This window comes from Cupriavidus sp. D39 (assembly GCF_026627925.1).
GTDB lineage: Bacteria > Pseudomonadota > Gammaproteobacteria > Burkholderiales > Burkholderiaceae > Cupriavidus > Cupriavidus ulmosensis.
Genome location: NZ_JAPNLE010000009.1, coordinates 2,353,163 through 2,366,173, shown reverse-complemented (window position 1 = coordinate 2,366,173; position 13,011 = coordinate 2,353,163). Strand labels below are relative to the sequence as shown.

Genomic DNA, 13,011 nt, shown 5'->3' with positions numbered 1-13,011 from the left:
TCCGGCCCATCGGCCGGGCGGGTTCTCCCGCCATGGTGCCAGCCACCATGGCGGATTTTGCACTGCCAGCGTCAGCCGCTGTTGCGCAAGCCTGCAGCCACCCCGTTGATGGTCAGGTGAATGCCACGCCGCACGCGGATATCGTCGCCATCCTTGCCCGAGCGGTAGCGCTTGAGCAATTCCACCTGCAAGTGGTTGAGCGGATCCAGGTAGGCGAAGCGGTTCTTGATGGAGCGCGCCAGCAGCGGGTTGTCGGCGAGGCGTTCCTGGCGGCCGGTGATCAGGGCCAGCATCTCGCACGTCAGGTGCCACTCGGCGCTGATCCGCGCGAACACCGTCTTGCGCAGCGCGGCGTCTTCGCACAACTGCGCGTAGCGCGAGGCCACGGCGAGGTCGGTCTTGGCCAGCACCATGTCCATATTGGACAGCAGCGTGGAGAAGAACGGCCAGGTCTTGACCATGCGGCGCAGCGTGGCCACGGCCGCCTTGTGCGATTTTTCGTCCTGCGCCTCGTCCAGCAGCGCCTTGACCGCGCTGCCAAAGCCGTACCAGCCCGGCAGCAGCAGGCGGCACTGGCCCCAGGAAAAGCCCCAGGGAATCGCGCGCAGGTCTTCGATGCGGCGCTGCTTCTTGTCCATCAGCTTGCGCGATGCCGGGCGCGAACCCAGGTTGAGGTCGGCGATTTCGGTGATCGGCGTGGTGGCGAAGAAGTAATCCTTGAAGCCAGGCGTGTCGTACACCAGGTGACGATACGAGGTGAACGCGCGATCCGAGAGCTGCTGCATCACGCCCTCGAACGTCTCCAGGTCCTTCGGCGCGTTCTGCGTCGGCAGCAGCGAGGCTTCCAGCGTGGCGGCAATCACCGTTTCCAGGTTGCGCCGGCCGATCTCGGCGTTGGCGAACTTGCTGTTGATGATTTCGCCCTGCTCGGTCAGGCGGATCTGGCCGTTGACCGTGCCCGGCGGCTGCGACAGGATGGCCTGGTAGGTCGGGCCGCCGCCGCGGCCAACCGTGCCGCCGCGGCCGTGGAACAGGCGCAGCTTCACGCGGCGCGCCTCGAACACCTGCACCAGCGCCAGTTCAGCCTTGTACAGCTCCCAGTTGGAGGTAAGGAAGCCGCCGTCCTTGTTGGAGTCGGAGTAGCCCAGCATCACTTCCTGCTCGCCGCCGTGGTGGGCGATCACCGAGGCAAAGCCCGGCAGCTCCAGCAGCGATTGCATGATGCCGGCGGCGTTGCGCAGATCCTCGATGGTCTCGAACAGCGGGATCACCATCAGTTCCGGGCGCGCCGGGTCCGACTTGCTGCCCAGCGTGCCGCGCAGCATGCCGGCCTCCTTTTGCAGCAGCATCACCTCGACCAGGTCGGAGAGCGTCTCGGTGTGCGAGATGATGTAATTGCGGGCCACGCGCGAGCCATAGCGGGCGCGCAGCTCGCGCGCCATGTTCAGGATGGCCAGTTCGCTGCGGGTTTGCTCGGAGTAGATATGCCACGGCAGGGTCAGCAGGCGCGGCTGGCGCAACTCGGCCAGCAGCAGTTCCAGCTTGCGGGCTTCCGGCAGGGCCGCGTAGTTGGCCTCCACGCCGGCGGCGGCAAAGAGCTCGGCGATCACCGCTTCGTGTACGTCGGAGACCTGGCGCATGTCGATCGAGGCCAGGTGGAAGCCGAACACGGCGATGGCCTTGGCCAGCGCGTCGATGCGGGTGCGCGCGAGCGCCTCGCCGTGGTGGGCGCGCAGCGAGTCGATGACCACCTGCACGTCGGCGCCGAAGGATTGCGCATCGGCGTACGGCGCCGCGTTGGCCACCGGGTGGCGCGGCGCGGCCTGGCCGGTCACGGCCAGGCAGGTTGCCGCCAGGCGCGCATAGATGCCGATCAGGGCGCGGCGGTAGGGCTCGTCGGCGCGGTGTTCGGAATGGTCGGGTGAGGCTTCGGCCAGCGCCAGCAGTTCCGGGCTGGCTTCCACCATCAGGCTCGACATCGAGAGCTCGGCGCCGAGCGCGTGCACCTCGTCCAGGTACCACTCCAGGATCAGCGACGACTGCTTGCTCGCGGCTTGTTCCAGCGTGTCGGCGGTGACGTTGGGATTGCCGTCGCGGTCGCCGCCGATCCACGAGCCCATCTGGAAGAAGGGCGCGAGCTGGGTCTGCGCGGCCGGCGCGGACTTGCTCTTGCGGGTGGTGGGGAACACCGCGGCGATGTCTTCCTCCAGCTCGCTCATCAGCAGCGGGATGCCGCGCAGGAAGCAGGTACGGTAATAGGACAGCGCGTTCTCGATCTCGTCGACCACCATCAGCCGCGTGTTGCGCAGCATGCGGGTCTGCCACAGCGTGGTGACACGGGCACGCAGCAGCGCGGTGTTGTGATCGCGCTCGCGCGCGGTCATCGGCAGGTCGCGCTCGGCCAGCAGGCGGGCGATCTCGCGCTCGGCGTCGAGAATGCTCTTGCGCTGGACTTCGGTCGGATGGGCGGTGAGCACTGGCACGATCAGCGCTTCATCGAAGAACTTGCGCAAGGTCTTGCCGGTCACGCCGGCCGCGTCGATGGCCTGCAGCGCGTGCGCCAGGCTGCCCGGCTGCGGCGGCGAGCCGGCCAGCGCGTGCACGCGCCGGCGGCGGTTGTGGTGCTGGTCCTCGGCAATATTGGCCAGGTGCGAGAAGTAGCTGAAGGCGCGCACCACCGAGTTGGTCTGGTCGCGCGACAGGCGCTTGAGCAGCCGATCCAGTTCGGCCCCGGCAGCACGGTCGTTCTCGCGGCGGAAACGCACCGCGGTCTGGCGGATGGTCTCGACCACTTCGAAGGCGGCTTCGCCTTCCTGCTCCCTCACGCAGTCGCCCAGCAGCCGGCCCAGGAAGCGGATGTCTTCGCGCAGGGGCACGTCCTTGTCGCTGGCGCGGCGGGCCGGGGCGCTGGCCGGGGTCGCGGCGGGCGCCGCTTCAGGCTTCGCCGCGGCGGCGCGCCTGGTGCGGGTGGTCTTGGCGGATGGGGCGGTCGCGGGAATCGAGGCGGAAGCCATTGCGGTGTCGGGGGCGTCTGCCCGGCTGGCGGTTGGCTTGCGCCGGCCGGCGGGGCGCGCAGCTTGCTGCGTCATGCAATCTCCTGTCGTTTCTTATCTATTGTGTGTTGTCTATTGGCCCGGAGCGGCTTGGGGTGCGTGCTAACATTGGCGGATGCAAGCATCCGTCTCCCCGTCTTCCTCCGGCGCTGCGCCGCGCAAGCTAGTCATCGCCTCCCGTGAAAGCCGTTTGGCTATGTGGCAGGCCGAGCATGTGCGTGCTGCATTGCAACAATACTATCCCGCGTGCGATGTGTCCATTCTCGGAATGACGACGCGCGGAGATCAGATTCTAGACCGTACTTTGTCCAAGGTTGGCGGCAAGGGCCTCTTCGTCAAGGAGCTTGAGATCGCGATGGCCGAAGGCCGCGCCGACCTCGCCGTGCATTCCCTCAAGGATGTGCCGATGGAGTTACCTGAAGGGTTTGCCCTGACCGCCATCATGGAGCGCGAGGACCCGCGCGATGCGCTGGTCTCAAGCCGCTTCGCCTCGCTGGACGAAATGCCCGCCGGGACCGTGGTCGGCACCTCCAGCCTGCGGCGGGAGGCCGCGCTGCGTACCCGCTACCCCCACCTGGTGATCCAGCCGCTGCGCGGCAACCTGGATACCCGGCTGGCCAAGCTCGATCGTGGCGACTACGGCGCCATCATCCTGGCCGCCGCCGGGCTCAAGCGCCTGGGCCTGGCTGATCGTATCCGTGCCGTGCTGGATCCCGTCAGCTCGCTGCCGGCAGCCGGCCAGGGCGCGCTGGGCATCGAGATTCCGTCCGGCCGGCCCGAGCTGGCCGCGTGGCTGGCGCCGCTGAACCATGAGCCCAGCGCGCTGGCCGTGACTGCCGAGCGCGCCGTGTCGCGCATGCTGGGTGGTTCGTGTCAGGTGCCGCTTGCCGCACATGCGCGTTGGGACGGCACGCAACTGCACATCGATGCCTTCGTGGCGCTGCCCGATGGCAGCCGCTGCGTGCGGGCCCAGTCTGCCGCCGTGGTGGAAGGCGCCGATGCATCCAGCCAGGCCGAAGCGCTTGGCAAGGCCGTTGCCCAGGACCTGTTGGGGCAGGGCGCGGCCGACATTCTCACGGCGCTGGTGGATCCGGCGTCCCATCAAGCCCCTGCCTGAGACCGGCCCATGCCCCGCCCGACCGTCGTTGTAACACGACCCGCCGGGCAGTCCCGGCAACTTACCGAGGCCCTGTCGGCCGCCGGCCTGGACGTGCTTGGCTTTCCCCTGCTGGCAATCGGCCCCGTGGCTGACGATGCTCCCTTGCGCGCGGCGCTGGCGCAACTGCCGGACTTCGCGCTGGTGGTCTTCGTCAGTCCCAATGCCGTGGCCTTTGCGCTCGACGCACTGGCCCAGGTGCAGGACAAGCCCGCGCCGCAGTGGCCGGCATCCGTAGCGGCAGCCGTGGTTGGCCCCGCCAGCGTGGCTGCGCTGGCCGAGCGCGGGATTGTCGCGCCCAACTACCGCGTGATCGCCCCGGCCGGTTGTACGACCGGCCATGAGGCAGACAACGGCGATGCCGCCAACGGTGGCGATGGCGCCGCCGCGCGCTTCGATTCCGAGGCCCTGTGGCAACAGCTTGAAGCCCAGCTTGACGCCGGCGCGCTCGACGGCCGCCAGGTCCTGATCATCCGTGGCAACGGCGGGCGAGACTGGCTGGCCGAGCGCCTGCGCGCCGCCGGCGCCGAGGTGCAGGCGGTCGAGGCCTACCAGCGCTCGGTCCCCACGCCCGGCAGCATGCAATGGCAAGCCGTGCGCGACGCGCTCAAGCCGGGCGCGGCGCCGCAGGCCTGGCTGCTGACCAGTTCCGAAGCCGTGCGCAATCTCGATGAGATGGCGCGCCAGGCCCTGAGCCCGCAAGAGCTTGCCTGCCTGCGCCAGGTGCAGTGCATCGCGCCCCATGCGAGAATCGCCGAACAGGCCTTGGCCCTCGGGTTCTCGCACCTGCTGCGCGCGGCACCCGGAGACGAAGGCCTGCTGGCGGCTTGCCGCCAGTGGGCGCAGGCGCATGCCGGCCCGCCGGCGCCGATGCCTGTCGCGCCGCCGCCGGCTGCCGCCACGCCCGTGCCTGTGCCTGCCCCGGTCGCCACGGTGCCGCCGCCCCCGGCAGCACCACAAGTCAACCCACCGCCCGCAACGTCAACGAAGGTCGATCGCGTGACGCAAGACAATACCGCTCCTCCCGCCTCCAGCCCGCCTCCCGCGGCTGGCGCCCCGCTGCCCGTGCGCGGCGCGCCCCGCGTCAATCCGTGGTGGTTGCTGCTGTTCCTGCTGGTCCTCGCCATAGGCGGCGGCTTCTGGTGGCTGCAGCAGCGCGTGGACCACCTGATCCAGGAGCTGGCGCGGCGCCAGCAGAGCAACGATGCACTGGTGCAGGAAACCCGGGTGCTCTCGCGCAATGCGCAGGACACCGTCAAGGAACTGCAGGCCAAGGTCGGCGCGCTGGACGGCCAGGTGGGCGAGGCGCGCGACAAGCAATCCGCGCTGGAGCAGGTCTACCAGGACCTGATGCGCAACCGCGACGACTGGGAGATCGCCGAGATCCAGCAACTGCTCACCAACGCCGGCCAGCAACTCCAGCTGACGGGCAACGTGCAGGTGGCGCTGGCCGCGCTGCAAAGCGCCGACACCCGCCTCGCGCGCACCGACAAGCCGCAATACAACCTGCTGCGCCGGGCCATTGCGCGCGACGTGGCGCGCATGAAGGCCGTGCCGGATACGGACCTGACCGGTGCCGCCATCAAGCTCGACGAAGCCATCAACCAGATCGATACGCTGCCGCTGCTGTCGAGCGAGCGCATGCTCGAGCGCAGTGAGGCCGATGCGCGCAAGACGGACGCGAAGGCCGAGGCCGTCGACAAGCCCGCCAAGCCAGCCGGCGCCAAGGCCGGCAGGAATGCCGCCAAGGAAGAGGCAGTGCCGGCCGGCAACGCGATCGGCAACTGGTTTGGCCGCCTGTGGGGCAGTGTGCGCGACGAGCTGATGCAAGTCATCCGCATCCGCCGCGTGGACGATGCCCAGGCTCTGCTGCTGACCGGCGACCAGGGCTGGTTCCTGCGCGAGAACGTCAAGCTGCGCCTGCTCAATGCGCGCCTGGCGCTGCTGTCGCGCAACGAGCCGGTGTTCCGCAATGACCTGGCGGCCGCGCAAGCCATGATCGGGCGCTATTGCGACACCAAGTCGCGCCGCGTGCAGGCCGTGCTGACCCTGCTCAAGCAGGCCCAGGCGGGCGCGGTGACGGTGCAGTTGCCCACCATGGCGGAAAGCCTCGGCGCGCTGCAAGCGCTCAAGAAGGAGTAGCACATGCGGCTTCTTTTCTGGGTAGCTATCCTGTTTGGTGGCGCGGTCGGGCTCGCGCTGTTTACGCAATTCAACCAGAGCAACCTGGTCCTGTTCTACCCGCCTTACCGGGTCGAGCTGTCGCTGAACCTCGGGCTGGCCCTGCTGTTGCTGGCGTTCTTCGTGGTCTGGACCATCCTCAGCACCATGCGCCATCTGTCCGAGATGCCGGCGCGCGCTGCGGCTTACCGTGAGCGCAGCCGCATGAGCCGCGCGCAGGCGGCCTTGCGCGAGTCCATCGAGAACCTGTTCGCCGGCCGCTTTGCCCGTGCCGAGCGCACCGCGCGCGAGGCCCAGGCCTGGCCCGAGCAAGCCCAGACCGCGGCGCTGATCGGTGCCCGCGCGGCGCACCGCATGCAGGAAACCGAGCGGCGCGACGCCTGGATGGCGCAGGTGACCGATCCCGAGCGCGAGCAGGCCCGGCTGGTGTCGATGGCTGAGTTGCTGGTCGACGCCCGCGACGCCGAAGGCGCGCTGGAAACCATCGCGCAGTTGCAGGCCCAGGGCGCGCGCCAGATCCATGTGCAGCGCATCGCGCTGCGTGCCCACCAGCACCTGAAGAACTGGACCGAAGTCCTGCGCCTGGCGCGCTCGCTGGAAAAGCGCAACGCCCTGCATCCTGTGCTGGCGCTGCGCCTCAAGCAGCTGGCCTGCGAGGCCCTGCTTGAAGAACGCCGGAACGACATCGACGCGCTGCATGATTTCTGGCGCTCGCTCTCGACCGACGAACGGCGCGCGGCCCGCATTGCCGAGCCCGCAGCGCGCTACTTCGCGGCGCTCGGCCGGCAGGAGGAGGCCCGCAAGATCGTGGAAGACGCGCTCAAGGTCAACTGGGACAGCCGGCTGGTCTTGCGCTATGCCGAATGCGCCGAGCCTGGACGAGCGCTGCCGCAGATCCAGCAGGCCGAAAAATGGCTGACGCAGCATCCGGTCGATGCGGACCTGTACTTTGCGCTGGGTGTGCTTTGCCTTGGCGAGAAGCTATGGGGCAAGGCGCAGTCTAGTTTTGAGCGGGCGTTGAGGTATGCGGATGTGGATGCGCAGCGCAGGCTGCGGGTCCGGGCGCATCTGGCGCTGGCCAAGATGTTTGAGGAGACTGAGAGGCCGGAGGAGGCGCAGCGGCATTATCGGGAGAGCGCGATTTTGGCGGCTTGAGGGTTTTGCTTCCCTCGCCCACTGAAGGGAGAGCGAGAGACAGCCGTCGTCATGGCGCGCGGTGTTGGCCCATCCGTCGGCTTCGCCAATGCCGTTGGTTGCTCCCCTCTCCCACTTGTGGGAGAGGGGCCGGGGAGAGGGCGGGCGCTCGTTACGCCTGCGTGCTGGACAACACCACGGGCTTCGCTTCAAGTGGCTCCTAGCTAAGCCACCCCTCTCCCCCTGAGGGGAGAGGGAGAGACAGCCGTCGTCATGGCGGCTGCGCTGGCCTATCCGTCGGCTTCGTTCAGTTGCCGCTGATTTGCCTTCTCCACCACCGAGGCATACCGCGCCAGCGTCTCCTTGCGCGCGACATCATGCTGGACTATCGGTCGCGGATAGTTTTCGCCTAGCTTGACCCCGGATGCTAGTAACACGTCCTCTGAGGCTGTCCACGGTGCATGTATGTACTTGTCCGGCAAGCGCGCGAGTTGCGGCAGGTACTTGCGGATGAAGCGCCCCTGCGGGTCGAATTTCTCCGACTGCGTGGTCGGATTGAAGATCCGGAAGTAGGGCTGCGCGTCGCAGCCAGTGGAGGCTGCCCACTGCCAGCCGCCGTTGTTGGCGGAGAAGTCGAAGTCGTTGAGCTGGTCGCTGAAGTACTGCTCGCCGCGCCGCCAGTCCACGCCGAGATCCTTCACCAGGAAGCTCGCTACCACCATGCGCAGCCGGTTGTGCATGTAACCGCTTTGCCGGATCTGCAGCATGGCGGCATCGACCAGCGGGTAGCCGGTCTCGGCGTCGCACCAGGCCTGGAAGTAGCGCTCGCCGGTGTCGCCGTCGATCCAGCGGATGGCATCGTAGGCGGGGTGGAAGGCATGACCTTCGGCGACCCGGGGGTGGTGGTGCAGGATCATGAAGTAGAAATCGCGCCAGATCAGTTCCGACAGCCAGGTGGCGGCGCCGGCGCTGTCCGCGCCGCCGCGCAGCGTGGCGGCGTGGGCGGTGCGGGCGAGCGTGCGGATCGACAGGGTGCCGAAGCGCAGGTGTACCGACAGGTAGCTCGGGCCGCGCAGGGCGGGGAAGTCGCGCCGGCGCGTGTAGTCGCCCATGCGGTCGCAGAACTCGTCGAACAGCGCGTGGGCGCCGGCGCTGCCGGCGGGCATGGCGATCTCGGCCAGGTTGGAGGGGACGAAGCCCAGTGCCTCCAGCGTGGGCAGCGGGCGCACGTAAGCCTTGGGCGGGGCGGCCAGCGACCTGAGATAGGGCTCGACCGGGTAGGGCTTGAGGTCGAACGGGAGCAGGGCCTTGAGCCAGGCGTTCTTGTAGGGGGTGAAGACCGAGAAGGGCTTGCCCTGGCCGGTCAGGATCTCGTCCCGCTCAAAAATCACCTGGTCCTTGAAGCTGAAGAAGGCGCAGGACTGGTCCGCCAGCGCTTGCCTCACCTCGGCGTCGCGGGCCATTGCGGCGGGCTCGTAGTCGTGGTTGGCGAACACGGCGGTGGCGCCGAGCTCGGCGGCCAGCTCGGGAAGGGATGCGCGCGCATGGCCATGCAGCACGATCAGGCCGCCGCCGGCCGCGCGCAGCGCTTCGTCCAGCGGAGCTAGCGAGGCCAGGATGAACTCCACCCGGCGGTCGGCCGCCAGGCCCCGCGCCAGCAGCGGATCCAGGATCTCGCGGTCGAATACGAAGACGCACCGTACCTGGCGACAGTGCTTGAGGGCATAATGCAGCGCCGCGTGATCGTCGGCGCGCAGGTCGCGCCGGAACCAGACCAGGCCGCGCTCGAACTGCCGGTCGATCCGATAGGGCTGGCGGGCATCGGCGCGGGATGGGGGCAAGATCGGGCGCTCCGGAAGTTGGGCTGACGAAGCCTGTTACCCTACCATAGCGTCAGGCATGCGCCGCGCGCGCTGGCTGGCCCCGCATGCCGGCCAGCGTTGCCCGCAGCGCCGCACAAGCCAACCCGCATTCCAGCAATCCAGTAATCCAGATATCAAGAATCAAGCCATGGCCATGACACTCGACCGCATCCTCCAATCCCAAGGCTTCGGCACCCGCCGCTATTGCGGTGACCTGATCGGGGCCGGCCTGGTGGAGGTCGACGGTACCCTGTGCGAGGATCCGGGCGCCAGGTTCGAGGTCGACGGCCTGCGCCTGACCGTGGACGGCGAGGAATGGATCGGCCACACCAAGGCCTACATCCTCCTGAACAAGCCGGTGGGCTACGAGTGCTCGCAGCGCCCGCGCCACCATCCCAGCGTGTACAACCTGCTGCCGGTGCCGCTGCGCCAGCGCGAGGTGCAGGCGGTCGGGCGGCTGGACCAGGACACCACCGGCCTGCTGCTGCTCTCGGACGACGGCCAGTTCATCCACGCCCAGACCTCGCCCAAGAAGAAGGTGCCCAAGGTCTACGAGGTGACGACCGCCGAGCCGGTCACCCAAGCGCAGGTCGATGCCCTGGTGGCGGGCGTGCAGCTGGAGGACGAGCCGGCCCCGATCGCGGCGGCCGCCTGCGAGGCTACCGGCGAGCGTAGCCTGCGTCTCAGCCTGACCGAGGGCAAGTACCACCAGGTCAAGCGCATGGTGGCAGCCGCGGGCAACCATGTGGAAGCCCTGCACCGCAGCGCCATCGGCGGGCTGGTGCTGGAGCCGACCCTGGCGCTGGGAGACTGGCGCTGGCTCACGCCCGAAGACCTGGTCGCCCTGACGCGCAAGGAATAAGCAGGCGGCAGCAAGCGAGCAAAGAAGCTGGCAAAGAGGCCAGCAAGCAAGCGCACCGGGCAAGCGCCGGGATGCTGCAGTGCGGCATCCGCGAATCTTTTCCGGACGGATGGCAACGATTTGATAAAATGCAGGAATGGCGACGCTGGAAGCCCCAATCAATCTCACCAATCAGTTCCTGATTGCCATGCCCGGCATGGCAGACCCGACTTTTTCGGGTTCCGTTGTCTACTTGTGCGAGCACAACGACCGCGGCGCGCTGGGCCTGGTGATCAATCGGCCTATCGACATCGATATGGCCACCCTGTTCGACAAGATCGACCTCAAGCTGGAGATCCAGCCGGTGGCGCAGCAGCCTGTCTATTTCGGCGGGCCGGTGCAGACCGAGCGCGGTTTCGTGCTGCATGATCCGGTTGGCATCTATGTCTCGTCGCTGGCCGTGCCCGGCGGACTCGAGATGACCACCTCCAAGGACGTGCTGGAGGCCGTGGCCAACGGCAGCGGCCCGCAACGCTTCCTGCTCACGCTCGGCTATGCCGGCTGGGGCGCGGGGCAGCTTGAGGAAGAACTCAGCCGCAATGGCTGGCTGACCGTCCAGGCCGATCCCGAAATCATCTTCAGCGTGCCTCCCGAGGAACGCTTTGCCGCCGCCATACGCCTGTTGGGCATCGACTTCACCATGCTCTCGGGCGAGGCTGGGCATGCCTGAGGACGGAGCGACGCCAGCGCCGCGCCAGTTGCCCACCGACGGCACCGTCCTGGCCTTCGATTACGGCGAAAAGAAGATCGGCGTTGCGCTTGGCAACTTTGTCACGCGCGAGGCCCGTGCGCTCGTCATCATCCCCAATATCACCGTGGAAGGCCGCTTCGAGGCGGTGACCGCGCTCATCGATGAATGGGCGCCGGTGCAACTGGTGGTGGGCATGCCCACCAATCCGGACGGCACCCAGCAGCCGTCGATGCGGCTCGCACGCCGCTTTGGCAACCAGTTGAACGGCCGCTTCGGCCTGCCGGTGGCCTGGGTGGACGAAAGCTACACGTCGATCGCCGCCGAGATGGCCGGCGCCCGCAAGGGCGCGCTTGACGCCGAGGCCGCCAGCATCATCCTGCAACAGTACTTCGACCAGCATCCGCTATGACCCAGACTTCCTCTCTCGACGCCGAGGCGCTCTACCGTACGCTGCGTGACCAGGTGCAGGCTGCGCTGCCTGAAGCCGAACGCGCGCAATGGTCGGTCGCCGGCATCTATTCCGGCGGCGCCTGGATTGCCGAGCGGCTCGCTGCCGACCTGCAACTTGCGGCGCATGGGGTCATCAACGTTGCTTTCCACCGCGACGACTATGCCAAGAAGGGCCTGCACAGCCAGGCCCAGCCGACCACGCTGCCGTTTGACGTGCAAGACCGCAAGATCCTGCTGATCGACGATGTGCTGGCCACCGGGCGCACCATCCGCGCCGCCGTCAACGAGCTGTTCGACTATGGCCGCCCGGCCCGCGTGGCGCTGGCCGTGCTGGTCGATCGCGGTGGCCGCGAACTGCCGGCGGCTGCCGACATTGCCGCCGCGCACGTGGAGCTGCCGCCCGGCACCACGCTGGTGCTGTCGTTTGAGGGCACCGGCTCCGACATGCGCTTTGCCTTCGCCAACGAGGCCACCGGCAACTAAGCCTGCCCAGCCCAACGGCCAGCGCGCCCACAAGGGCACGCCGGCCAGCACGATCCAAACCTGCCCAGACCAGTCAACGCCACCGCCCGGCCCTTTCTACCTGCCATGATCAAGACGTTCCGCAACCCGCAACTGACCAAGAACGGCGAGCTCAAGCACCTGCTTTCGATCGAGGGCTTGTCGCGCGAGATGGTCGCGCACATCCTCGACACTGCCAGCCAGTTTGTCTCGCTGTCCGACTCGGACCGCGAAGTGAAGAAGGTGCCGCTGTTGCGCGGCAAAAGCGTGTTCAACCTGTTCTTCGAGAACTCCACGCGCACCCGCACCACCTTCGAGATTGCCGCCAAGCGGTTGTCGGCGGACGTGCTCAACCTGAACATCAACGCCTCGTCCACCAGCAAGGGCGAGTCGCTGCTCGACACCATCAACAACCTGTCGGCGATGTCGGCCGACATGTTCGTGGTGCGCCACGCCAGCTCCGGCGCGCCCTACCTGATCGCCGAGCACGTCGCGCCCCACGTGCATGTCATCAACGCCGGCGACGGCCGCCACGCGCACCCCACCCAGGGGCTGCTCGACATGTACACGATCCGCCACTACAAGAAGGATTTCACCAATCTCACGGTCGCCATCGTGGGTGACATCCTGCACTCCCGCGTGGCGCGCTCCGACATCCACGCGCTGACCACGCTGGGCGTGCCCGAAGTGCGCGCCATCGGCCCGCGCACGTTGCTGCCCTCGGGGCTCGAGCAGATGGGCGTGCGCGTCTTCCACAATATGGAAGAGGGACTCAAGGGCGTGGACGTGGTGATCATGCTGCGCCTGCAGAACGAGCGCATGAGCGGCGCGCTGCTGCCCTCGGCGCAGGAATACTTCAAGGCCTATGGCCTCACGCCCGAGCGCCTGGCGCTGGCCAAGCCCGATGCCATCGTGATGCACCCGGGCCCGATGAACCGCGGCGTGGAGATCGACTCCGCCGTGGCCGACGGGCCGCAGTCCGTGATCCTCAACCAGGTGACCTTCGGCATTGCGGTACGCATGGCCGTGATGGGCATCGTGGCCGGAAACCACGACTGACAGCGTGATAGCGGACGATAGCG

The 13,011-nt window shown here is 67.8% G+C and carries 10 protein-coding genes; 8 read left to right on the top strand and 2 right to left on the bottom strand.

Annotated features, from left to right (window positions below; translation table 11 throughout):
• Positions 1-71 precede the first annotated feature (71 nt).
• The gene (ppc, locus tag OMK73_RS23025; protein WP_267604076.1) at positions 72-3,089 is read right to left on the bottom strand and encodes a phosphoenolpyruvate carboxylase; all 3,018 of its coding nucleotides are present in this window, start codon (positions 3,087-3,089) and stop codon (positions 72-74) included.
• Positions 3,090-3,168: 79 nt separating this feature from the next.
• On the opposite strand from ppc, the gene hemC reads away from it, so the two are divergent.
• The 3 genes from hemC to OMK73_RS23010 are packed head-to-tail and all read left to right on the top strand — an operon-like array spanning position 3,169 to position 7,545.
• A complete protein-coding gene (hemC, locus tag OMK73_RS23020) occupies positions 3,169-4,170 on the top strand; it encodes a hydroxymethylbilane synthase (protein ID WP_267604075.1) in 1,002 nt (333 codons plus the stop codon).
• 9 nt (positions 4,171-4,179) lie between these two features.
• Entirely contained in the window at positions 4,180-6,351 is a 2,172-nt protein-coding gene (hemDX, locus tag OMK73_RS23015) for a fused uroporphyrinogen-III synthase HemD/membrane protein HemX (protein ID WP_267604074.1), read from the top strand.
• A 3-nt stretch (positions 6,352-6,354) separates the two neighbouring features.
• Complete coding sequence (locus tag OMK73_RS23010; RefSeq protein WP_267604073.1) at positions 6,355-7,545, top strand: heme biosynthesis protein HemY; 1,191 nt, start codon at positions 6,355-6,357, stop codon at positions 7,543-7,545.
• Between the two features lie 269 nt (positions 7,546-7,814).
• On the opposite strand, the gene OMK73_RS23005 is transcribed toward OMK73_RS23010, so the two are convergent.
• On the bottom strand, positions 7,815-9,365 hold the full coding sequence (locus OMK73_RS23005) for a cryptochrome/photolyase family protein (protein WP_267604072.1): 1,551 nt from the start codon (positions 9,363-9,365) through the stop codon (positions 7,815-7,817).
• Positions 9,366-9,540: 175 nt separating this feature from the next.
• Between OMK73_RS23005 and OMK73_RS23000 the strand changes: the two genes are divergently transcribed.
• The 5 genes from OMK73_RS23000 to OMK73_RS22980 all read left to right on the top strand — a co-directional run bounded on the left by OMK73_RS23000 (position 9,541) and on the right by OMK73_RS22980 (position 12,988).
• Entirely contained in the window at positions 9,541-10,248 is a 708-nt protein-coding gene (locus OMK73_RS23000) for a pseudouridine synthase (protein WP_267606481.1), read from the top strand.
• 136 nt (positions 10,249-10,384) lie between these two features.
• Entirely contained in the window at positions 10,385-10,957 is a 573-nt protein-coding gene (locus tag OMK73_RS22995) for a YqgE/AlgH family protein (RefSeq protein ID WP_043348720.1), read from the top strand.
• Entirely contained in the window at positions 10,950-11,387 is a 438-nt protein-coding gene (gene ruvX, locus OMK73_RS22990) for a Holliday junction resolvase RuvX (protein ID WP_267604071.1), read from the top strand. Before OMK73_RS22995 ends, ruvX begins: the two co-directional genes overlap by 8 nt.
• Positions 11,384-11,911 (top strand): bifunctional pyr operon transcriptional regulator/uracil phosphoribosyltransferase PyrR, encoded by a 528-nt coding sequence (gene pyrR / locus OMK73_RS22985; protein ID WP_267604070.1) that lies wholly within the window; start codon positions 11,384-11,386, stop codon positions 11,909-11,911. Before ruvX ends, pyrR begins: the two co-directional genes overlap by 4 nt.
• 105 nt (positions 11,912-12,016) lie before the next feature.
• Complete coding sequence (locus OMK73_RS22980; RefSeq protein ID WP_267604069.1) at positions 12,017-12,988, top strand: aspartate carbamoyltransferase catalytic subunit; 972 nt, start codon at positions 12,017-12,019, stop codon at positions 12,986-12,988.
• Positions 12,989-13,011 lie beyond the last annotated feature (23 nt).